A 21,555-nucleotide genomic window follows, 5' to 3' on the forward strand; every position below is an offset into this window, starting at 1 on the left:
TAGAGCTAAACGGAGGGTTAGGCGTCAATTTGCCGCCGCCGAGGACAGCTTGGATTCATGCGATGCCACGACTTGCCATTTCCCATTGCGCAAAAGCCACGTGTCCGTCCACACGGCACGTTCCTCTGTATTGGGGCTCGTCTTGAGGACCATGACGTCCATTCCAAAAGCCAAGGCGGTAGTTCCGTAGACCCTGACTTCTATCTTGGATAGCCGGTTGGATACAAAGTAGCCGGCTTTCGCGTCTTGAATGACGTTCTGCTTTGTGTATCGCTCGCCCTTGGTCGATGTGCCGAGAAAGTCATCAGCGATGATTTCTTCCAAGACGCGTGTATTGCCGCTGACATACGCATCGGTCCATTCTCGCGACCGATCCGCGATGTACTTTTCCACTGACTCTGCTGGCTGTTGACTTGCACATGCGGCAAAAGTGCTTGCGGCAACTATCAGGAAGCGGGAAAACCATCTGCGGTTGAGCGGATTCATGGTGGTTCCTTTGACGCCTAACTACCAGCTTATCCAGCACGCGTTGCCGCATAACTCCGTCGACTGCTGCTTGACCAAGTCAACGCGACCCGTGCAACGCCGGGATCGCCTCTTGTTCCCGCTCGTCGCCGTCAGTGAGCACCTGCCCGCTCCTCAGCCGGCGCCAACGCGATCTCCGGCAACCTCACGCGGATCAGCGTGCCCTGGTTCGGCGCCGACACCACCGACAGCGTGCCGTGCTCGGCCTCGACGCGAAAGCGCATCCCCAGCAGGCCGTAGGCGGAGCCCGCGGCGGCCTCGGTGTCGAAGCCGATGCCGTCGTCCCGCACGCTGAGTTCGGCCTGGCCGTGGGCGACGCTGAGGGTCAGCCACAGCTGGCGCGCCCGCGCGTACTTGCTGACGTTGGTGATGGCTTCCTGAACCACGCGGTAGACGACGAGTTCGGCGTCGGCGGCAAGCCGCACGGGCGCCAGCTCGCAGTGCACCTGCACGCCGGAGCGCTTCGCGAACTCGCCGGCCAGGATGTCCAGCGTGACGGCCAGGCCCAGGGTGTCGAGCGTGGACGGGCGCAGGTTTTCGATGATGTCCTGCTTCAGCGCGATGCCGCTGTTCAGCTTTTCGATCAGGCGCGTGAGCGGCTCCAGCGCCTCGGGCGCAAGGTGGGTGACGCGGGTCCGGATGCGCGCGGCATCGAGCTTGGCGGAGATGAGCAGCGAGCCCATCTCGTCGTGCAGGTCACGCGCCAGTCGGGCCCGCTCCTGCTCGCGCGCCGTCTCGATGTGGTGCGCCAGCTTGACGAGCTGTTCGGTGCGGCGCGCCACCTCGACCTCCAGCCGCTCGCGTTCGATCTGCACCAGGCGCTGGCGCTCCACCTTCTCGCGCTCGCGCTGCTCCTCCAGCGCGAGGCCTCGGCGCAGATACAGGAACAGCGCCACCAGGCTGGCCACGCTCAGCACCCCCACGCCGATGCGGTTGAGCAGCAGCGTGCGGTGGATGTCGGCCTGCTGCTCGGTGGGGGCAGCGCGCAATTCCTCCAGCCGGGTGGTGCCGGCCCGCACGGCACTGAGCTCGCCCAGCACGCCTTCCGACTGCCAGTAGGAGCTCTCCCCAACCAGCACCACGACCAATGCCGCGGCGCAGGCCAGGGGGATCAGGATGGGGTGGCGGATGAAGACGGTGCGGATGCTCACGGCTCGTCAACCGTCCGTCGAGATGGCGTCGGTGCAGTGGTAGGGCAGCTGCAGCTGGCCATCGGCACCCGCCACGGCCCTGATCTGGATGACCGGGGCACTGGAGTTGACCGTGCCGAAGATGGTGGCGAAGGCGACGTCGGCCGCGTCGCGCCCGGTGCCGAAGCGCACGAAGCCCATCGGGATGGCGGTGCCGGAGGGGTCGAAGATGTACCAGCGGTCGCCGAGGTAGACCTCCACGTAGGCGTGGAAGTCGGTGGGCCCGAGGGCCGGGTCGGCGCCGTAGTCGATGCCGGTGGCAAAGCGCGCCGGGATGTTGATGGCGCGGCACAGCGCGATCATCAGGTGGGCGAAGTCGCGGCACACGCCCACCTGGCCGAGCAGCGTGTCGATGGCGGAGGTGTTGGAGTCCGACGTGTTGGACGTGAAGGTCGTTCGCTCCAGCACCCAGTCGCGGATGGCCTGCACGCGGCCGTAGCCCTGCCAGCGCTGGCCGAACTCGCGCATGGCGAGGCGGTGCAGCCGGTCGGACTGGCAGTAGCGGCTCGGGTAGATGTAGCTCAGCACCTCGGCCGGCAAGCGCGCGACGGGCACCTCGCCCACATCGCCCGGCGCGGCGAAGTGATGCGTCAGGTCGACCGTGGCCCGGTAGGCCACCTTCAACGGCCCGGCATGAGCCTGCACGCGCAGGTAGCGGTTGCGCGTGACCGGTTCCATCTCGACGCGGGCCTGCAGCTGCTGGCTCAGCGTCAGCGATTCCTCCACCACCAGCTGCCGAGGCGTGCTGGCGGCGTGGATGTTGAAGATGAAATCACAGCCGGGGTCCGCGATGACGTAATCGAGTTCGAGGGCGATCTCGAGGCGGATCATGTTCGACGCGCAGGAACGCGACCTGCTGCCGGCAACGCGGATCCAGAACGGGGTTTCATGAGGTGCTCCAAGGGCATCCGACCTTACACCCGTTCACGCAGTACCTCTGTTGCTAGCAGGGGATCCGCGCCGGGGGGCGGATTCAGGCGCACGAAGCCGTGCAGTGACGGCGTTTGCTATCGTCTCGCCGCTTGCTGGGAGTCTCTGTCCATGCCCCGTTACGTTGCCCTGCTGCGCGGCGTCAGCCCGATGAACTGCAAGATGCCCGAGCTCAAGCGCTGCCTTGAGGCTGCCGGCTTCACCAATGTGAAGACGCTGCTGAGCAGTGGCAACGTCGTCTTCTCCACACCGCGCTCCGCGTCGGCCGCGGCGCTGCAGAAGCGCGTCGAGAAGGCGATGCTGGACGGCGCGGGCTACCGCTTTGCGACCGTGGTGCGCTCGACCGCGCATCTGCAGCAGTTGCTCGACGCCGATCCCTTTGCCGAGTTCAAGCTGCCGGCCGGCGGCAAGCGCGTCGTGACCTTTCTGCGCGAGCCCGACGCAGTGGACGAGGTCGAACTGCCCATCGCCCAGCATGACGCCAGCATCCTCAAGCGCATTGGCGGCGAGGTGCTCTGCGTCTATGTGCCCAACGAGAAGGGCCCCGTCTTCATGCAGTTGCTGGAGAAGACCTTCAGCAAGAACATCACCACGCGCACCTGGGACACCGTCGCGAAGTGCGCCAAAGCCTGAGGAGATTCGCCATGCCCGCCGTCCTCGACCATCTGCTCATCCCCGCCCGAGACCGCCGCGCCGCCGCCGAACGCCTGGCCGCCATCCTCGGCGTGCCCTGGTCGGCGCAGGCGGCGGTGGGGCCGTTCAGCGCGGTCTATGTGTCGGATGACCTGACGGTGGACTTCGACGAGGTGGCGACCGGCGCGGCGGTGCCGCTGCAGCACTATGCGTTTCGCGTCAGCGAGGCGGAGTTCGATGCGCTGATGGCGCGGCTGCAAGCCATGGGCATTGCCTGGCGCAGCACGCCCATCGGGCCGGACGACTTCCAGGTCAACACCTCGGTGGGCGGGCGCATCGTCTACTGGCGCGAGCCCGACGGCCACGCCTGGGAGGCGCTGACGCAGAGCTACGCCCGCGCGCCCAAGGCCGGCAGCTGACGCTTCAGCGGCGGCGGCGGCGCAACCCCAGCGCTGCCAGGCCGAGGGCCATCAGGCCATAGGTGGCCGGCTCGGGCACGGGTGCTGCGAGGCTGGTGGTGATGGCCGCGCCGCGCACGTTCTCGTAGGCGAAGGCGTTCAGCGTGATGCTGTAGTCCTTGCCCACGGTGATGTCGGCGAAGCCGTAGAACACATCGCTGGCCGAGGCGCCTGACGAGTCGCGCAGCGTCAGGCCAATGAAGCCGCGGCCCTTGGGGAAGTTGCCGAACACCGGGCCCAGGTCGGGGTAGCCCGCGCCGGGGCTCTGGTAGCCCACGCCCGCACCGATGGTGGCGCCGTCGCTGAAGTAGGCCGGGTTGAGGTTGCTGCTGGACGCGTAGATGACGCCGTTGCCGCGCGAGAAGAAGCCCTGCGTGTAGATCAACGCCTCGGGCGTGGCCTGCGAGGCGTCGAGCAGCAGGAAGAACTTGCCGTCCTCGAACAACGGGTTGGGGAAGAAGAAGCCACGCTCCTCGGCATAGCCGGTCAGCGGGTTGAACCAGACGCCGGTGCCGTCGTTGCCGCCGCCGCCCGGGTTGGACGCGGTCGTCAGCGGTGTGGACAGCGCCGTGTAGACGACGGCGGCCGGCGCAACGCCGGTGGCGCCCATCAGCGCCGCGAAGGAGAGGCCGGACAGCAAGGCACGCATGGAGATTCCTTTGGAGGCGGTGGAAGCGACGCGACAGGGTCGAGTCTGCCCAAGACGGGCTCGCCCGGGCATCGCGGCGAACCCGAACGACGGCCTGTCCCGCCCGCGTGTCGTTCCATCGCGCCAGGCTTGAAGCGGGCGGGGGGCGCGGCCGAGCATGCGGGATGACTCATCCACCCCATCGCTTTATGCCACTCTCCTCCCGTGTTCGCGCCGGCGCATTCGCCGCACTGGCCCTGGCCCTGTTCACCGCGCAAGCCGCGCCGCCGGCGTCGGTGGACGTCGTGCAAGGTCGCCAAGTCGAGTCCCTCGTGGCCGGTGCGCCGCAGCGCGGGCCGGTCATCGTCTTCGAGAACGGTGCGCGCCTGACGCTGGACACCTGGACGGCGGTCGTCGAGGCCTTGTCGCGCGACGCCACCGTGTTCACGCACAACCGCGCCGGCTATGGGCAGAGCGCCGCGAGAGATGCACCGCGCAGCGGCGAGGCCGTCGTCGAGGAGCTGCGCGCGCTGCTCGCCCACAAGGGCCTGAAGCCGCCCTATGTGCTGGTCGGCCATTCGCTCGGCGGCCTCTACATGCAGTGGTTCGCGCGCCGCTACCCGCAGGAGGTGCAGGCCCTGGTGCTGGTGGATTCGCTCTACCCGCGCATCATCAAGAAGCCCGAGGACTTCCCCTGGTACGCGCGCCTGGGCAAGCGCTGGCTGATGCCACGCGCAGTGTCCGACGAGGTGGACCAGATCCACGCCACCGGTGAATCCATGCTGGCGCTGCCGGCCTTCGACGACAGCCGCGTCGTGCAGCTCTTCAACGTGCCCACCGACAAGACGGCCATCGCGGTGGACTTCGGCGTCAACAACGACGACGAGGCGACGCGCATCTTCGTCAGGCAGCTCTACCCACGCTCGCGCAAACACATCGTCGACTCGAGCCATCAGATCCAGACCAGCAATCCCGAGGTCGTCGTCGCAGCCATCCGCGAAGCGCTGACGCTCATGCCGGCGCGGCTTCAGGCGTCGTCCGACTCGGGCAGGTGAATCAGCCCGGTGTGGAAATCGTACTCGAACACCTCGCCATACCGCGCCCACTCGATGGCCACGCGCAGCACGCGCTCGGCCTCGGCGGCGTTCATGCTGTCCATCAGCAGCTTCAGGAAGGGCTCTTCCTTGAGCTCGCCGTGGGCCTCCTGCTCCAGGCTGGCGCGGATGAAGGCGGCCAACGGGACATGCGCCATCAGTTGCTGGCCGAAGATCTCGCGACGGAACTCGTGGTCGCCCTCGACATAGCGCTGGCCCAGCGGCGTGATGAAGATGTCGCCCCCGCTGAGCTGGGCCAGGCCCAGGCGGTGCAGCGCGTCGGCCAGCGGCAGCAAGGCCTCGTCGGTGAGTTCGCTCTCCTCGGCGAGCTGCGGCAGGTCGGCGCGGCCCCTGAACTGCTCGTCGGTCAGCAGCTCCAGCAGGCTCTCCATGCGGCCGACGTCGGCCTCGGGCAGGCGGTCGGACAGATGCGGCCGGGCCGGCTCCTCCGCTGCACCGGCAACGGGCGAGGCGCTCGTCATCAGCCGATAGACCTCGTCGATGAGCAGCCGCACCTCGGGGCTGTCGGCACGGCGCGGCCGCGCCAGCGTGATGGGCAGCTCGGCGCGCACGCGGCCCGGGTTGCTGGAGAAGATCAGCACGCGGTCGGCCATCATCACGGCCTCCTCGATGTTGTGCGACACGACCAGCATGGCCTGCGTCGGCATCTGGCCGCCGTCCCACAGCGCCAGGATCTCGTTGCGCAGCCGCTCGCCGGTCAGCACGTCCAGCGCCGAGAAGGCCTCGTCCATCAGCAGCACCGCCGGCTGCATCACCAGGGCCCGCGCCATGCCCACGCGCTGGCGCATGCCGCCCGACAGCTCGCGCGGCAGCGCGCCCTCGAAGCCGGCCAGGCCGATCAGCTCGATGGCGGCCTCGGCGCGGCGCTCGCGCTCCGCCGCGGCCACGCCGGCGGCCTCCAGGCCCAGCTCGACGTTCTGCTGCACGGTCAGCCACGGGAAGAGGGCAAAGCTCTGGAACACCATCGCGATGCCGGCCGCCGGCCCGAACAGCGGCTGGCCGCCGTAGCGCACGTCGCCCGCGTCGGCCGGGATCAGCCCGGCCATGATGCGCAGCAGCGTGCTCTTGCCCGAGCCGCTCTGGCCCAGCAGCGCAACGATCTCGCCCTTCTCCAGCCGGAAGTCCACGCCTTCCAGCACCGAGCGCAGGCTGCCGTCCGCCGACTTGAAGCCCTTGGCGACGTTCTTCAGTTCGATCAAGGTGGTCATCAGAAGTGCATCCTTTCCTCAGCGATGCGATAGAGGCGCCGCCACACCCAGTGGTTCATCGCCATGACGAAGACGCACATGACGCCGATGCCCAGCGCGATGCGCGGGAAGTCGCCGGCGGTGGTCATTTGCTGGATGTAGCTGCCCAGGCCCGCGGCCTGCAGGTGGGTGTCGCCCCAGGTCACGTACTCGGCCACGATGCTGGCGTTCCACGAGCCGCCGCTGGCCGTGACGGCGCCCGTCACGAAGCTCGGGAAGATGGCCGGCAGCAGGTAGCGCTTCCAGGCCAGCCAGCCCTTCAGCCCCAGGTTCTGCGCGGCCAGGCGCAGCTCGGTCGGGATGGTGGACGCACCCGCCACCACGTTGAAGAGCAGATACCACTGCGTGCCGAGGATGATGAGCGGCGACAGCCAGATGTCCGGGTTGAGCTTGAACTTGACGATGAAGAGCACCGCCACCGGGAACACCAGGTTGGACGGGAAGGCCGCCAGGAACTGCGCCACCGCCTGCACGCGGCCGGCGATGCGCGGGTTCAGGCCTATCCACACGCCGATGGGCACCCAGATCAGCGACGCCACGGCAATCAGCACCAGCACGCGGGCCAGCGTGTACAGGCCCAGCTTGAACACATGCGCCGCCTCGCCCCAGCCCACCTCGGTGTGGATGAAGCTCACCAGCCGCCACAGCGCGAACAGCACCAGTGCTGCCATCAGCGCGTCCCAGCCGCGTGACCACAGCGGGTTGGGCGGCGTGGGCCGCGCGCGGATGGAGCGGCCGTCGTAGCTCTTCTTCAGCGGCGCGAAGCTGGCCGTGATCCAACGCCCCGGCCAGGCGCCGAGCTTTTGCAGCAGCGCGGTGCGGCGCAGCCAGGTCAGCAGCCAGGACGTCGGGGCGTTCTCGCTGCCGGACTCCTCGAAGCGGAACTTGTCGGCCCAGGCCAGCAGCGGGCGGAAGAAGAGCTGGTCGTACAGCAGGATGCCCAGCAGCATGCCGAGGATGGCCCAGCCGATGGCGCCGAGGTCGCGCGCCTGAATGGCGACGGCGATGTAGGAGCCCACCCCCGGCAGCTTGATGTCCTGCCCCGCCACCGAGATGGCCTCGGCCGCGACGACGAAGAACCAGCCGCCGCTCATGCTCATCATCATGTTCCACAGCAGGCCGGGCATCGCGAACGGCAGCTCCAGCCGCCAGAAGCGCTGCCAGCCCGACAGCTGGAAGATGCGCGCCGCCTCCTGCAGCTCGGTGGGCACCGTGCGCAGCGACTGGTAGAGGCTGAAGGCCATGTTCCAGGCCTGGCTCGTGAAGATGGCGAACAGCGCCGCCAGCTCCACGCCCAGCAGGTTGCCCGGGAACAGCGCGATGAAGGGTGCCACCGCGATGGCCTGGAAGCCCAGGATGGGGATGGACTGCAGGATGTCCAGCAGCGGCACCAGCACCTTCTCGGCCGCGCGCACCTTGGCCGCCAGCACCGCGAACACGCAGGCGAACACGACCGACGCGGCGAGCGCGATGAACATCCGCAGCGTGGTGCGCAGCAGGTAGTAGGGCAGCCAGGCGACGTCCAGGCTCAGCGGCAGCGACTCGCCGACGTGAAAGGGCCGGGTCATCTGGCTCGCCGCCAGCGCCAGCAGGATGAGCACCGCGAGCACGAGCGGCAGCAGCGCCCAATCCCAACGATTGAACGCGGCCTCGACGGCGGGGCGGGGGAAGAAGCGACGGTCGGACATGGGCGGGCTGGGCAAGGCCCGGCAGGCTAGGGGGCCAGTGTCAACGCTGCGTGAAGCGGGCTGTCGCCAGGCTTGCGCCGGGCTGGCTCGGGGCCACCGTTGGTTGCAGTTGAAGCGCTTGCAGCCCGCATGCCACCTAACGGCACAACTCGCTGCTCCGGCTTACGAATTCGCGGCGCAAGCGGCGCGTTCTCCTACGGGTGCGCGCGCAGCCCGGCCTAAGGTTGCAGACGTGGCGGCGCAATGGTGTGCCGCCCGACTTGATTGAAGGAAAGAGCCATGTCCAACCAGCGCCAATCCAGCGACAAGCAACAGCCGCAGAGCGGTCAGAACGTCCAGCAGGGCGGTCAGAGCCGAGACCAGAACCCCGGCCAGCAAAACCAGTCCGGCACGGGCCGCGACACGCCGCAGCAGGGTGGCAACACCGGCAACCAGGGCAAGCAGGATCAGCAGCAGGGCGGCAAGTCCAGCCCGCAGGGTTCCCGGAACCGCTGACGCAGCGCGGCCCGCTGGGTGGCGGGCCTGACTGTCGTCAACCGTGCGCCCTGCCTGCCCCCGAGGGGTTGGCAGGGCGTGTTCCTGCTCACTCGAACAGATAGCCCAGGTCGTGGTGACCCATGGACTCGGCCTTGGTGCGCAGGTATTTCTCGTTGTCCGGGCCCGGCGCGGTGAGAGAGGCCTCGCGCTCGACGACCTCGATGCCGAACTCGGCCAGCGCGGCCATCTTCAGCGGGTTGTTCGTCAGCAGCCGGATGCGGTGCACGCCCAGGGCGCGCAGCATGCAGGCGGCGGCGTCGTAGCGGCGCGCGTCGATGGGCAGGCCCAGCTGGGCGTTGGCCTCGATGGTGTCGGCACCTGCGTCCTGCTCGGCGTAGGCGCGCAGCTTCTGCACCAGGCCGATGCCCCGGCCCTCATGGCCGCGCATGTAGACGATGGCACCGCGGCCTTGGCTTGCGATGCGCTCCATCGCGCCCTCCAGCTGCGGCCGGCAGTCGCAGCGCAGCGAGCCGAAGACCTCGCCCGTCATGCATTCAGAGTGCACGCGCACCAGGGGCGGCTCGTCGCCGGTGAGATCGCCCATGCTGAGCACGACATGCTCCTGCCCGCCCTCGGTCTCGCGAAAGCCGTGGATGGCGAACTCGCCGTAAGGCGTAGGCAGGCGGGTGGAAACGATGCGTTCGATCTTCATGAGCGGTTGCATTGTCCCCCTGCGCGGGAAAACCCGTGGCGGCAGGGCAAGATAGGCTTTCGGCTTCGTCACAGGAGAGCACCATGCCCCACACCGTCAGCTTCCAGCGTCCCGATGGCGTCAGCGTGCCTGGCTACCTGGCCGAGGCTGCGAATCCCGTCGGTGCGGTGGTTGTGATCCAGGAGTGGTGGGGCCTGAACGACCAGATTCGCGGCGTTGCCCAGCGCTTTGCGTTGGCGGGCTTCACGGCGCTGGTGCCCGACCTCTACCGGGGCAAGAGCACCGTCGAGGCCGAGGAGGCCCACCACCTGATGACGGGCCTGGACTTCGGCGACGCCGCCTCGCAGGACGTGTATGGCGCCGTGAGCTATCTGAAGGGGCTCAAGCTCGGCAGCGGCAAGGTGGGCGTCACCGGCTACTGCATGGGTGGCGCGCTGACGGTGCTGTCCGCAACGATGGTGCCCGAGGCCGACGCGGCCGTCGTCTGGTATGGCATGCCGCCGGTGGAGTACGTGGACGCCGGCAAGATCAAGATCCCGCTGCAGGCCCACTGGGCCGAGCAGGACGAGTTCTTCGCCATCGCCGGGGTGGGTGCGCTGGAGGCCAAGCTCGCCGAAGCCGGCGTGCGCTACGAAGGCCATCGCTACCTGGCCCACCACGGCTTTGCCAACGAGGCGGCGCAGGGGCCGGGCCGCATCGCCAAGACGCAGTACGACGCGGCCTGGGCGCAGCAGGCCTGGGACCGGGCGATGCGCTTCTTCGGGCGCGAGCTGGGGTGAGCCGCGCTTAGGTGTCAGTCCGCCCGATCGGGCTTGGCGGCCTGGCAGCGCGTGACCAGCTCACGGGCGCGATCGTCGTAGGCCTGGCGGGCCGCCGGGGATTGCAGGACCAGGCGGGTGAACAGGGCCTGTCCGGCCGGCGACGCGGAGAAGGCGTCGATGGCCTGCTTGTCTGTCACCGTGATGGCGGGCAGAGGCTCGGGCGCCTTCTCTCCCAGCGCGGTGTAGATGCCCAGCAGCCCCTGCGTGGCGACTTTGCGCCCGGAGATGGAGTTGAAGAACTCGTCGGCTGCCGCGATTTCGCCGGCGCTCAGGGCAGCCTTGGCGACCCGCTCGGTCGTCTCGTGGAACTCGCTGGGCTTGAGGGCCTGGATGCAGGCATTCTGGGCGGCTTGCAGGCTGCCCTTGGCCTCGCGCTGCTTGGCAGCCAGTTGCACGCCCAGTAAGGCCGACTGGGCCGTGATCTGGGCGGTTGTCGAGACGGCTTCGGCGGCGAAGCTGGCCAGCAGGCAGGCCGTCAGCGCGATGGTGCGGTGCATAGGTGTGGGGCGTCTGGAAAGACGCTCATTTTGCGGTGCCGCCGCGGCCCTGCCGTGCATCCGCTCAGCCGCTGCGCCGCACCTGCAGCCTCGGCTCGTTCAGCCAGGCGCCGGTCTCCGGCCCCAGTTCGTCGGGCCGCAGCCCATCGGCGCGCAGCGCGCCCACGTAGCCGTCGCGGCCCTGGGCCTTGGCGGCGTACAGGGCGGCGTCGGCGAGGCTCAGCGTGGCGTCCCAGTCCCAGGCACGGGGTGCTTGGGGGTCGAGCGGGAAGACGGCAAAGCCGATGGACACGGTGACCGGTAGCGTTTGCCCGTCGGCCAGCGTGAAGGGCTGATCGTGCATGGTGGCGCAGAAGCGCGCCGCCAGCTCGGCCGCGCCGCTGCGCGCGCCGCCGCGGGCCAGGGCCAGGAATTCCTCGCCGCCCCAGCGCACCAGCACATCGCTCTCGCGGAACACCGTGCGCAGGCGCCGGGCGAACTCGATCAGCACCTGGTCGCCCGCGGCGTGGCCGTGGCGGTCGTTGATGCGCTTGAAGTGATCGAGGTCCATCAGCATGACGAGCAGGTCGGCCTCGTCGTCGGGGTGACGGTCGGGGTTGCGGTGGCGCGGCTCCGTGTAGTGGCGCAGCGAGAGCTGCAGGTCGGAGGCGACCCGCGAGTCCAGGTAACGGCGGTTGCGCAGGCCCGTCAGCGGGTCGGTGGTGCTGGCCTCGCGCAGCTCCGCCGTGCGCTGCTCCACCAGGGCCTGCAGCGCCGTCTCGCGGCGGCGCAGCTGTGCCGTGCGCCGCGCCACGCCCCAGCGCAGCATCACCCAGGCCAGGCCCAGCAGCGCAAGCGCGGCGGCGGCCTGGGCCCAGCGCGTCTGCCACCAGGCGGACTGCAGCTCGATGTCCAGGCTCAGCGGCCGGTCGCTCCACAGGCCATGGTGGTTGGTGCCGCGCACCTCCAGCTTGTAGCGGCCCGGTGGCAGGCCGCCGTAGCTCGCGAAGCGGGCGCTGGCGTCCGTGGGTGTCCAGTCCTGGTCCCAGCCGTCCAGGCGCATCGAGTAACGCAGCTTGGCGGGGTCGGTGTAGTCCAGTGCGGCGAACTCGACGGCGAAGCTGCGCGTGCCTGCCGGCAGCTTCAGGCCCTGGGCCAAGTCTTGCTCCGGGTGGAAGAGCTGGCCGTCGCGTCGCAGGCTGCTGACGACGACGGGCGGCGCGTAGCGCGACGGCATGAAGGCCAGCGGGTCGAGCACGAGCAGGCCGCGGCTGCCGCAGAAGAGCAGGCGGCCGTCCGGCAGGGCGGCGTCGGCGAAGAAGCGCGGCGTGCCCATTGGCGGGCCTTCGGCGCCGCTGAGCTCGTCCAGGCGGTCGGCCGCCGGGTCGTAGACGGATTGCTGGCTCCACACGCGGCCCTTGCCGTCCTCGTGCAGGTTGACGCCGAAGGGCCGGCCCGGTGCGCCCAGGCGCTCGCTGATGCGCTGGAAGCGCGCGCGGCCCTGCTCGTCATAGCCCGTGAGCCGGTGCAGGCCGCTGACGGCGGTGTCCACGTAGAGGCTGCCGTCGCGCGTGTGCAGCAACCCCAGCACGGCCGGGAAGCCCAGCGCCTCGCCGGGCGCGCCCTGCACCTCGGCGAGGCGCTCGCCGTTCCAGCGGAACAGGCCGGCCAGCGCGCCCACCCAGAGCTGACCGCCGCGGGGCGCCACCTGCAGCGCGTGCACGCCGCCGCGCAGCGGCTCGCCGTCGGCGCGGCGCACGCGCTCGGCACGCCGGGCCTGCGGTGATGGCAGGCGGTAAAGCCCGTCCTGCATGCCCACCCAGACCTCACCGTCCGGCATGGCCAGCAGGCGGTGCGCGCGCCCACCCTCCAGTGCCCAGCTGGCGAGCAGGCGGGCGGTGCGCGGCTCGCGGCGCTCCAGGCGGCCGTTGGCCACCAGCCAGACGCTGCCGTCCGGGCCTTCGGCGAGGTTGTCCACCGGCGTGTCGGCCTCGCGTGGCCAGCGGCCAACGGTGCGCAGCTCGTTGTCCAGCAAGGCGACCGGGCCGCTGTGCGTGGCCACCATCAGCAGGCCGTCGCGGCGGGGCAGCAGGCCGCGCAGGTCGCTGCTGGCCAGCGGGCTGGTGGGGTCGGCGTCGGGGCCGCGCACGGCCAGGGCCGGGTGCTGGTGGTGGCGCTGCAACCCCACGCCGTAGCCGCCCACCCACATGGCGCCGGTCTGGTCGCGCAGCAGCACGTTGACGTCGTTGCCGGCCAGGCCGCCGGGCAGGTGTGGGTTGTGCCGCAGCTGGCGCCGCAGCGCACCGCTGGCGCCGTCCAGCCAGGCGATGCCGTCGGTCAGGCCGGCCCAAACCGTGCCGTCCTGGCCTTGCGACAGCGCCTGCACGCCGCCCTTGAAGCGCAGTGCCAGCCAGTGCGGCTGGCCGTCGGCCTCGATGCGGCCCACGCGACCGTCCACGCTGCCGAACCAGAGCCGGCCTTCGCGGTCTTCCAGCAACGAGCTGATGCCGACCGTGCCATCGGGCAAGGCCAGCTGCGTCCAGCCGCCCTGCGCGGCGCGGCGCGCGAGGCCGCGCCAGTGGCCGGCCCACAACGCGCCATCGCGGCCCACGGCCAGCGCCAGCACCCGGCGCTCCAGCCCGCCGTCCACGCGCAGGGGCTCGAAGTCGAAGCGCCCGGTCTGCGGCTCAAAGCGCAGCAGCCCCTGGCCCAGCGTGCCCACCCAGACCCGGCCGGCGCCGTCCTCCGCCAGCGCGCGGATGGGCGTCGGGCGCTCGCCGCCGGCCCCGGAGCCCAGCATGCGCACGCGGTCGTAGGCGGGCTCGTAGCGGGCCAGGCCATTGACCTCGGTGCCTATCCACATGCCGCCGTCCGCCGCGGCGGCCAGCGAGCGCACCCAGCCGAGGTTGCGCTGCACGGCCGTGGCCCCTTCGCGCTCGATGGCGCGCAGCCGGTAGCCGTCGAAACGGGCCAGGCCGTCGCTGGTGCCGACCCAGATCAGGCCCTGTTTGTCCTGCGCCAGGCTGCCCACCACGTCGCGCGGCACCGGCACGACGGCGAACTGCGGCTCCAGTGCGCTTTGTGCTGGTGGAGCCGGCTGAGCCATGGCCACGCGGGCCAGGGCGACCAGCAGGCACGCGGCCAGCGCAAGGGTGCGGGGGATCATGGGCGACGCGGTCTTCAAAACGCGCATTCTCCGAGCCGCGCCGGTGCCCCTCGCGCCCTGTTTACCCGGCCTTGAGTGGGGATCATGGGCGTGCTGACGTCGGCGCGCCCGAGCAACTCCTGGAGCCCACGTTCCCCGATACGCACGGGTTCATGAAATGCCGGGGTGGCTTTGTTGGTCAAGATGAAGGCCCATGGCTGCCGCCCATCACCGTGAAAACGAACTTGAGCCAGTCGGTGATGTGAGGCGCCGCAGCTTGCAAAGCTTCAGCGCGCGTCCCCATGAAGCGAACGTCCTCTGGCAGCAGAGGCGGCCGCACGAGAACGAAGTAGCAGTCCAGGCCAACAAGCCACGCCCCGCAGCCTGCGAAGAACCCTTCGGCGATGCCTCGCTGCAGGGCGCGATCCATGGTCATTCCACTTTGACCGTTCGAAGCCTCAGCGCGTTCCCGATGACGCTGACCGAAGACAGCGCCATCGCAGCAGCGGCCACCACGGGTGACAGCAGCACGCCGAAGAAGGGGTACAGCACGCCGGCCGCCAGGGGTACCCCGGCCACGTTGTAGGCGAAGCTGAGGAAGAGGTTCTGGCGGATGTTGCGCATCGTCGCGCGCGACAGGGTCCGAGCCCGCACGATCCCCATCAGGTCGCCCTTGAGCAGCGTGATGCCCGCGCTCTCCATGGCCACATCCGTGCCGGTCCCCATCGCGATGCCGACGGTGGCCTGCGCCAGGGCCGGTGCGTCGTTGACGCCGTCGCCGGCCATCGCCACAACGCGCCCTTCTGACTGCAGGCGCTTCACGACGGCAGCCTTGTCCACCGGGAAGACCTCCGCCACGACGTCGTCGATGCCAAGCTCACGCCCCACCGCCTCGGCCGTGGTCTTGCCGTCGCCGGTCAACATCACGACGCGTACGCCAGCCGCCCGCAGGGCCTGCAGAGCCTGATGCGTCGTCGGCTTGATGGGGTCGGCAATGGCCACGAACCCGGCCAGCGCGCCGCCAATGCCGACGAAGATGACCGTGGCAGCCTTCTTGCGCTGCTGCTCGGCGAGCGCGGCAAGGCTGCCGGTGGCTATGCCTTGCTCGGCCAGGAACTTGGCGCTGCCCGACGCGACGGCAAGTCCATCGACGGTCCCGACCACACCCTTGCCGACGGGGGAATCGAAGTCGGTGACCTGCGACAGGGCCAGCTTGCGCTCCTGGGCATCCATGACGATGGCCATGGCCAGGGGGTGCTCGCTGGCTCTCTCGACGCTGGCAAGCTTCTGCAGGACCTCCTCTGCCGAGAAGCCCCCCGCCGCCTCAATGTGGACCACCTTGGGGCGCCCTTCGGTCAGCGTGCCGGTCTTGTCGACCACCAGCGTGTCGACCTTCTCCATCTTCTCCAGGGCTTCGGCATCGCGGATGAGCACGCCATGGTGAGCGCCCTTGCCGACGCCCACCATGATGGACATCGGCGTTGCCAGGCCCAGGGCACAGGGGCAGGCAATGATGAGGACCGACACCGCGGCGACGAGCGCGTAGCTGAAGGCCGGCGAGGGGCCCCACACGAGCCAGGCAACGAAGGTCAGTGCCGCCACGAGGATGACAGCCGGCACGAACCAGCCAGCGACCTGGTCGGCCATGCGCTGGATAGGCGCGCGGCTGCGCTGGGCCGCTGCCACCATGTGGACGATCTGCGAAAGCAAGGTGTCCGCGCCCACCTTCTCGGCCCGCATGACGAAGCCACCGGTCTGATTCAGCGTGCCCGCAGTGACCTTGGAGCCGACGGCCTTTGCAACGGGCATGGGCTCGCCTGTCACCATAGCCTCGTCGACATTGCCCTTGCCATCGGTGAGCTCCCCGTCGACGGGCACCTTCTCACCGGGCCGCACGCGCAGCAGGTCGCCGACCTGGATGGCGTCCACCTGCACCGTCTCGTCGGCGCCGTCGGCCTTGACCTTCACGGCCGTCTTGGGTGCCAGGCCAAGCAATGCCTTGATGGCGCCGGATGTCTTCTCGCGTGCCCGCAGCTCCAACACCTGCCCCAGCAGCACCAGCACGGTGATGACCGCGGCCGCCTCGAAGTACACCGCGACAGCACCCTCTTCACCGCGAAGGCCCTGCGGGAACAACGCCGGCATCAATGTCGCGACGATGCTGTACAGCCACGCGGCGCCGGTGCCGAGCGCAATCAACGAGAACATGTTCAAGCTGCGGTTCTTCACCGACGCTGCTGCGCGCGTGAAGAACGGCCAGCCGGCCCACAGCACGACCGGTGTGCCCAGCAGCAGCTGAATCCAGTTCGACGTGTGCTGCGCGACGATGTGGTGGATGTTGAACAGGTGAGCCGCCATCTCGAGGGCGAACACCGGCGCCGTCAGCGCCATCCCGATCCAGAAGCGCCGCGTCATGTCCCTCAGCTCGGGGCTTTCGCCTTGGTCGGCCGTTGCCACGAGCGGCTCCAGTGCCATGCCGCAGATGGGGCAGTTGCCCGGTCCCAGCTGGCGCACTTGCGGGTGCATCGGGCACGTGTACTCAACCTGGCCTTGTTCCCCATTGGCGCCAGGCTTGGCAGGGGCCGCCGCGCGGGCGTGCGGGCTGTGGTCGTGGTGAGCTCCCTTCATCACCGTGCCGTCGGTCGCGTGGTGATGATGCTGCTGCGCGTGGTCGTGCGGCTCAGGGCTGGGGCTGTTCGGCATCGCGCTCTCCAGTAGTTGTTGGGCAGTCTCAACCATCCCATCGTGGGAAGGTCAAGAGCGCGCTATCGAGCGGTGACGAAGGCGGTGGCAAGCCAGATGCCGAGCGCGGCAAGGCAGACCCAGCACAGCCAGAACAAGGCGTGCTCCCACCAGGACGTGAGGCCCTCCCGACTCTGGAGCCGATGCTTGAGGGTCATGCCGGCCCCGTGCACGACCAGGCCAGCGATGAGAAGGGGAAAGGCATACGCCCTCAGCCAGGTCGGCAGCACCAGGGCCAGCCCAGCGCCCAGCACGAGGGCGCCAAGGCCGGATGCCAGCTCCGCGCCCCTCTCCATGCCACTCGCTTTGCCAGGCCGTCGCATTCGCCGCGCTACTCCCGCTTGGCAGCGTCCTGCTCATCCTGTTCCGGCCTGGGGTGATGGTGGCCGCCCCCGCCGTGATGGTGTCCAAACAGATGCATCAACGGACAGGCCAGCAGGATGAGATACGGAATGGCCTGCGTGACGTGCGTCAGGTGCTCGGTCAGCAGGTAATAGACACCGACCGCGCCCGCCACGAGCATGAAGATGCCCGACGGCGTGCGCCAGCGAGACGAGGGCGTTTGGTTTGCGGTCATGGCATATCCACCCGTGGGCTACTTCACCGCAGGTGCGCGGGCCGCTTCACGGTCCATCATCATCTGCATCATCATTTCCATCCGGTCCATCCGCCTGCTCATTGCCTCTGAGGATGTGCCGCCTGGTTCCCTTTTCATCTGGCTCATCATGGCCATGCCTTCCTGCATGACCTTCATGTGCTCAGCCATCAAGGCCTGGCGCTCCTCCATGGTCTTGGCCGCCATCACCTTGGCGTGCATCTCATGCATAGCCTTCATCGTCTCGTCAGGCGCGGCAGCCTTCTCAGGCTTGCTGGCCGTGACACCTGATGCGGGTGCCGAGGCACCTGCTGGGTGATGGGCGGCATGGTCCTGCTCAGGCTTCGTACCTTGCGCCAACGCAAGATGAGGCATTGCAGCGAGGGCGAGAACAAGGGCGGCGGTGGTGGAACGCATGCAAGGCTCCTGTGGCTGCGTCAAGCGTGGCAGAACCAAAGGACACAGGCTTGATGCGCGTCAACAAAGCGCGGGCCAGTCAGAGGCCCCCACTCAACGGCAGCAACCGCAGCAGCGACCTTGCCCCTGTACCGGCTTCGCGTCAGCAGCTTCCGTTTGAATGGGCGCGGGCGTGTAGCCAGCGCTCTTGATTGCATCGGCCAACTCGGCGGGTTCAGCGGATGCCGACTCCACCCGCACCCTATGCGTCGCCAGGTCGATCTGGACCTTCACGTCGCTATCCATGGCCTTCAGTGCGTTCGTGATCGCGCTGACGCAGTGGCCGCAGGTCATGTCATTGACTTCAAAGGTAAGCATGTGGAACTCCTTGAGTTGATGCACCCAGTCTCGGCCTTCCCACTGTGGCAAGGTCAAGCCTCGGTGTTGCGCCAAATCAAGGTTGTCGCCAGCGAAGTCCTTGACCTTCCCTCAGTGGGAACCTTTAGAGTTCGTCTGCTCGACGAGGATGAATGTCATGCTGAACATTGGACAAGCCGCTACGGCTTCTGGCGTCTCCGCCAAGATGATTCGTCACTACGAGGAGGTCGGCCTGCTGCCGGCTGCTTCCAGAACCGAGTCTGGGTATCGCCAGTACGGTCAGTCGGATGTCCAGACCTTGCGCTTCGTTCGCCACTCCCGGGACCTCGGCTTCTCCATCGAACAGATTCGCGACCTGCTCGGGCTGTGGCAGAACCGCAAGCGGCCCAGCCGCCAGGTCCGGGCGCTGGCTCAAGCCCACATTCAGGAGTTGGACGAGAAGCTTCGGGAACTCCAGGCCATGAAGTCAACCCTCGAACATCTCGTGCACTGCTGCCATGGCGACGACCGGCCAGACTGCCCCATCATCGAGACGCTCGCCGCAGACTCGGCGGCATCGGCGCCCCAGGACCATGGCAAGACGACGGGCTTGCGGCCTGGGCGACGTGCCCACAAGAACAGCTAGTCCTTGTTGAGCTTGAAGCTCAGCGTCGCTTCAGTGGCGCCCTTGTTTGCCCACATCCAGCAGTAGTCTTGCTTGAGCTTTGTGTTGAGCGTGCCGGCACCGTTGGCGACCTGGCTCTTCTTGGCCGGGAACCGGACCTTCTTTCCCTCGTGATAGTGGATGTTGAAGTCCAGCGGCGATGCCGCTTCGAACGTCCAGGCCACCTTGACGCCCTTGGGCAGCTTCTCGCAGGCTTCCACGAATTTCCCTGGCGCAATCGCCAGCTCCTTGCTGAACTGGCCGGCAGCGTCCCATTCAACGGGAACCATCTGGGCGGAGGCTGTTCCGCAAAGTGCAAGGGCGCCTGCGGCAAGCATGAAGGTGAGCTTGGTCATGCCGTCACTGTAGGCAGGCCCAGTGCCCGCAGAGAGAGGGCGGTTCCGGCTTGACCTTGCCACAGTGACAAGGTTTAGGATGCTGCCGCAAGACTCAAGGTTGCGCGTCCGCGACCTGCGAATCCAGCGTGCGCTGGTCTGATCGAAGTGAAAACTGTCCGTCTCTGGTTCCTGCTGCTGTTGACAGTGCTGCTTCCCATCCGGGGTGCGGTCGCAGCAGCCATGCTTTGCCCGGTGGGCAGCAGTGGCATGCAGACCGAGTTGCGCATGCAGGGCCACTCGATGGATCACGCCATGCCTCACGACCATGCTGCCGCGCACAGCCACGCCGGCGATGGCCCCCAGCACGATGGCGACGCCCACCACCAGGCTGGGTCGGACAAATGCAATGCGTGCTCGGCCTTCTGCTCGCTCACGCCTTTGCTGAGCTCCATCCCGACGCTGCTTGAACCTCTCGACCTCAGCGCGGTCGAGTTCTGCAGCCACGCTGCTCCGCCACCGAGCTTTGTCTCGGATGGGGAAGAGCGGCCACCCCGAACCATCTGACCCAGCAAGGCCTCCGCGGGGGGGCCTGACGGGGCTCGTGCGTCCGCGTGATGGTCGACACGGGGTTCTGCTGGCTGTGGCAACGCCGAGCCGATGACTCACATGGTTTCCTACGATGAACAACCTCTTCTCCAGGCTGGCGCCTGTCGCGACGCTGTGCCTGCCGCTGCTTGCGTTCGCCCAAGCGGGACGCCCGAATCCCGCCGACGCCAAGGCACCGGCGCCTCCGCTTCGCTATCAGTCGGCCTTCGCTGACTACAAGCCCTGGCAGGACGCCCAGCCGGGCGACTGGCGGGCACTGAACAAGGCGCTTGGCGACGCCGGTGCAGTTGGCGCTCATGGTGGCCATGTCATGGCGGCTGTGCCTGCATTGGCTGCATCTGCTCCAGCGCCAACTGCCTCACAACCCGCCGTACCTGCGCATGGCGGCCATCACAAGCATGGAGGCAAGCAATGATGAGACTGGCAACCGCCGCAGCCGCCGCGCTCGTGCTTTCGGGTTGCGCTTCCTTCTCGCCGGATGGCGGCGCAGACAAGGTTGCGGGCTTGACCAAGGAACGCACCGGACAGGCTGTCACCTTTCAGCGCAGCGTCGCTGACGTTGATTCGGCCCATGCACGGGTGGCCGAGCTGCTTCAGCAGCCGCTGACGGCAGACACCGCAGTTGAGCTCGCCCTGCTGAACAACCGGGGCCTGCAAGCCAGCTTCTCGGAACTCGGCATCGCCGAGGCCGAGCGCGTGCGCGCGGGCCGCTTGGCGAATCCTTCCATCAGCTTTGGTCGCCTCAGCGGTCACGGCGTGACCGAGATTGACCGCTCGGTGATGTTCAACGTACTGGGGCTGTTGACGATGCCGGTCGCCAGCCAGGTCGCCCAGCGCCAGTTCGAACAGGCGCAGTACCAGGCTGCGTTCGACGCCGTGGGGGTGGCCGCCGAGGCCCGCAAGGCCTTCTTCGGCGCGGTAGCTGCGCAAGACCTCGCGGGCTACTACGAGCAGGTCAAGGATGCCGCCGATGCGTCCAGCGACCTCGCGCGCCGCATGCTTCTGGCAGGCAACTTCAGCAAGCTCGCGCAGATGCGGGAGCAGGCCTTCTATGCCGACGCGACGGCGAACCTGGCCCGGGCGCGGCATCAGGCCGTTGCCGAACGGGAGCGGCTGGTCCGGGCGCTCGGGCTCTCGGGGGGCCAACTGGCCTTCAAGCTCCCCGAGCGCTTGCCGGACCTGCCGAAGGCAGCGCTTGAGCCGAAGGATGCCGAACAGACTGCCATCGACAAGCGCCTGGACTTGCTGATGGCCAGGCGCAACGCCGAGGCCACGGCCAAGTCGCTGGGACTCACCCGCGGCACGCGCTTCATCAACGTCCTCGAGGCAGGCTATGCCAACAAGAGCCAGACCGGCGAGTCACGCCAGAACGGCTACGAAATCCAGCTTGAGTTGCCGCTGTTCGACTTCGGTTCGACCCGCACGGCGCGTGCCGAGGCCGTCTACATGCAGGCGGTCCATCGCACCGCGGAAGTCGCCGTGAACGCGCGGTCCGAAGTCCGGGAGTCGTACTCGGCCTACCGGACGGCCTTTGACCTGGCGCGGCACTACCGCGACGAGGTTGTCCCTTTGCGCAAGCGCATCTCCGACGAGAACCTGCTTCGCTACAACGGCATGCTCTCCAGCGTGTTCGAGCTGCTCGCCGACGCCCGCGACCAGGTCACGACGGTGACCGCTGCCATCGAGGCTCAGCGCGACTACTGGGTTGCCGAGACCAACCTGCAAACGGCGCTGACAGGGCGTTCCCCCAGCGGCAGCCCCGCCATGGGCCCCGCGAAGGCCGCGGCCGCCGAACCTGGCAGCCACTGAAGG

General features: G+C 68.4%; 23 protein-coding genes. 7 read left to right on the forward strand and 16 right to left on the reverse strand.

Translation table 11 applies throughout. The features are described 5' to 3' along the window. Positions 1-24 precede the first annotated feature (24 nt). From AC07V5_RS04490 to AC07V5_RS04500, 3 genes are all read right to left on the reverse strand, one after another. Entirely contained in the window at positions 25-486 is a 462-nt protein-coding gene (locus AC07V5_RS04490; protein WP_495114415.1) for a nuclear transport factor 2 family protein, read from the reverse strand. A 131-nt stretch (positions 487-617) separates the two neighbouring features. Beyond that, complete coding sequence (locus tag AC07V5_RS04495) at positions 618-1,676, reverse strand: sensor histidine kinase (protein ID WP_495114416.1); 1,059 nt, start codon at positions 1,674-1,676, stop codon at positions 618-620. Between the two features lie 6 nt (positions 1,677-1,682). Then, positions 1,683-2,546, reverse strand: coding sequence for a transglutaminase-like domain-containing protein (locus AC07V5_RS04500; RefSeq protein ID WP_495114417.1), 864 nt, complete (start codon positions 2,544-2,546; stop codon positions 1,683-1,685). A 210-nt stretch (positions 2,547-2,756) separates the two neighbouring features. Between AC07V5_RS04500 and AC07V5_RS04505 the strand changes: the two genes are divergently transcribed. Next, a complete protein-coding gene (locus AC07V5_RS04505) occupies positions 2,757-3,278 on the forward strand; it encodes a DUF1697 domain-containing protein (protein WP_495114418.1) in 522 nt (173 codons plus the stop codon). Positions 3,279-3,289: 11 nt separating this feature from the next. Next, positions 3,290-3,697: a VOC family protein gene (locus tag AC07V5_RS04510; RefSeq protein ID WP_495114419.1), complete on the forward strand. Its 408-nt coding sequence runs from the start codon at positions 3,290-3,292 to the stop codon at positions 3,695-3,697. 4 nt (positions 3,698-3,701) lie between these two features. Here the strand turns inward: AC07V5_RS04510 and AC07V5_RS04515 are convergent, their stop codons facing one another. After that, on the reverse strand, positions 3,702-4,385 hold the full coding sequence (locus AC07V5_RS04515) for a PEP-CTERM sorting domain-containing protein (protein ID WP_495114420.1): 684 nt from the start codon (positions 4,383-4,385) through the stop codon (positions 3,702-3,704). A 188-nt stretch (positions 4,386-4,573) separates the two neighbouring features. Between AC07V5_RS04515 and AC07V5_RS04520 the strand changes: the two genes are divergently transcribed. Then, a complete protein-coding gene (locus AC07V5_RS04520; protein ID WP_495114421.1) occupies positions 4,574-5,419 on the forward strand; it encodes an alpha/beta fold hydrolase in 846 nt (281 codons plus the stop codon). On the opposite strand, the gene AC07V5_RS04525 is transcribed toward AC07V5_RS04520, so the two are convergent. Both AC07V5_RS04525 and AC07V5_RS04530 read right to left on the reverse strand, forming a co-directional pair. After that, positions 5,392-6,687 (reverse strand): ABC transporter ATP-binding protein, encoded by a 1,296-nt coding sequence (locus AC07V5_RS04525; RefSeq protein ID WP_495114422.1) that lies wholly within the window; start codon positions 6,685-6,687, stop codon positions 5,392-5,394. The two genes, AC07V5_RS04520 and AC07V5_RS04525, sit on opposite strands and share 28 nt — an antisense overlap. Next, on the reverse strand, positions 6,687-8,414 hold the full coding sequence (locus AC07V5_RS04530) for an ABC transporter permease (protein ID WP_495114423.1): 1,728 nt from the start codon (positions 8,412-8,414) through the stop codon (positions 6,687-6,689). Before AC07V5_RS04530 ends, AC07V5_RS04525 begins: the two co-directional genes overlap by 1 nt. Before the next feature lie 279 nt (positions 8,415-8,693). On the opposite strand from AC07V5_RS04530, the gene AC07V5_RS04535 reads away from it, so the two are divergent. After that, positions 8,694-8,909: a hypothetical protein gene (locus AC07V5_RS04535; RefSeq protein ID WP_495114424.1), complete on the forward strand. Its 216-nt coding sequence runs from the start codon at positions 8,694-8,696 to the stop codon at positions 8,907-8,909. 88 nt (positions 8,910-8,997) lie between these two features. On the opposite strand, the gene ribA is transcribed toward AC07V5_RS04535, so the two are convergent. Then, positions 8,998-9,603 (reverse strand): GTP cyclohydrolase II, encoded by a 606-nt coding sequence (gene ribA, locus AC07V5_RS04540; protein ID WP_495114425.1) that lies wholly within the window; start codon positions 9,601-9,603, stop codon positions 8,998-9,000. Between the two features lie 83 nt (positions 9,604-9,686). Here ribA and AC07V5_RS04545 point away from each other — a divergent pair, with 83 nt between their 5' ends. Then, the gene (locus AC07V5_RS04545; RefSeq protein WP_495114426.1) at positions 9,687-10,382 is read left to right on the forward strand and encodes a dienelactone hydrolase family protein; all 696 of its coding nucleotides are present in this window, start codon (positions 9,687-9,689) and stop codon (positions 10,380-10,382) included. A 14-nt stretch (positions 10,383-10,396) separates the two neighbouring features. Here the strand turns inward: AC07V5_RS04545 and AC07V5_RS04550 are convergent, their stop codons facing one another. The 8 genes from AC07V5_RS04550 to AC07V5_RS04585 all read right to left on the reverse strand — a co-directional run bounded on the left by AC07V5_RS04550 (position 10,397) and on the right by AC07V5_RS04585 (position 18,156). After that, positions 10,397-10,921, reverse strand: a complete 525-nt coding sequence (locus AC07V5_RS04550) for a hypothetical protein (protein ID WP_495114427.1) — start codon at positions 10,919-10,921, stop codon at positions 10,397-10,399. Between the two features lie 64 nt (positions 10,922-10,985). Further along, positions 10,986-14,066, reverse strand: a complete 3,081-nt coding sequence (locus AC07V5_RS04555) for a diguanylate cyclase domain-containing protein (protein WP_495114428.1) — start codon at positions 14,064-14,066, stop codon at positions 10,986-10,988. A 178-nt stretch (positions 14,067-14,244) separates the two neighbouring features. After that, positions 14,245-14,475 carry a hypothetical protein gene (locus AC07V5_RS04560; protein WP_495114429.1) on the reverse strand — a complete coding sequence of 77 codons (231 nt, stop codon included), beginning with the start codon at positions 14,473-14,475 and terminating at the stop codon, positions 14,245-14,247. A gap of 2 nt (positions 14,476-14,477) precedes the next feature. Next, positions 14,478-16,748 carry a copper-transporting P-type ATPase gene (locus AC07V5_RS04565; protein ID WP_495114430.1) on the reverse strand — a complete coding sequence of 757 codons (2,271 nt, stop codon included), beginning with the start codon at positions 16,746-16,748 and terminating at the stop codon, positions 14,478-14,480. Positions 16,749-16,810: 62 nt separating this feature from the next. After that, the gene (locus AC07V5_RS04570) at positions 16,811-17,083 is read right to left on the reverse strand and encodes a hypothetical protein (RefSeq protein ID WP_495114431.1); all 273 of its coding nucleotides are present in this window, start codon (positions 17,081-17,083) and stop codon (positions 16,811-16,813) included. Positions 17,084-17,118: 35 nt separating this feature from the next. Beyond that, positions 17,119-17,364, reverse strand: a complete 246-nt coding sequence (locus tag AC07V5_RS04575; RefSeq protein ID WP_495114432.1) for a DUF2933 domain-containing protein — start codon at positions 17,362-17,364, stop codon at positions 17,119-17,121. Between the two features lie 18 nt (positions 17,365-17,382). Further along, entirely contained in the window at positions 17,383-17,799 is a 417-nt protein-coding gene (locus AC07V5_RS04580; RefSeq protein WP_495114433.1) for a hypothetical protein, read from the reverse strand. Between the two features lie 93 nt (positions 17,800-17,892). Beyond that, positions 17,893-18,156 carry a heavy-metal-associated domain-containing protein gene (locus AC07V5_RS04585; RefSeq protein WP_495114434.1) on the reverse strand — a complete coding sequence of 88 codons (264 nt, stop codon included), beginning with the start codon at positions 18,154-18,156 and terminating at the stop codon, positions 17,893-17,895. Between the two features lie 160 nt (positions 18,157-18,316). Here AC07V5_RS04585 and cueR point away from each other — a divergent pair, with 160 nt between their 5' ends. Further along, positions 18,317-18,781: a Cu(I)-responsive transcriptional regulator gene (cueR, locus tag AC07V5_RS04590; protein ID WP_495115659.1), complete on the forward strand. Its 465-nt coding sequence runs from the start codon at positions 18,317-18,319 to the stop codon at positions 18,779-18,781. On the opposite strand, the gene AC07V5_RS04595 is transcribed toward cueR, so the two are convergent. Beyond that, positions 18,778-19,641, reverse strand: coding sequence for a hypothetical protein (locus AC07V5_RS04595; RefSeq protein ID WP_495114435.1), 864 nt, complete (start codon positions 19,639-19,641; stop codon positions 18,778-18,780). The two genes, cueR and AC07V5_RS04595, sit on opposite strands and share 4 nt — an antisense overlap. A 513-nt stretch (positions 19,642-20,154) precedes the next feature. Between AC07V5_RS04595 and AC07V5_RS04600 the strand changes: the two genes are divergently transcribed. Next, positions 20,155-21,552, forward strand: coding sequence for a TolC family protein (locus AC07V5_RS04600; protein WP_495114436.1), 1,398 nt, complete (start codon positions 20,155-20,157; stop codon positions 21,550-21,552). The last annotated feature ends 3 nt before the right edge of the window (positions 21,553-21,555 follow it).

Source organism: Roseateles sp. GW821-FHT02E12 (assembly GCF_059421665.1).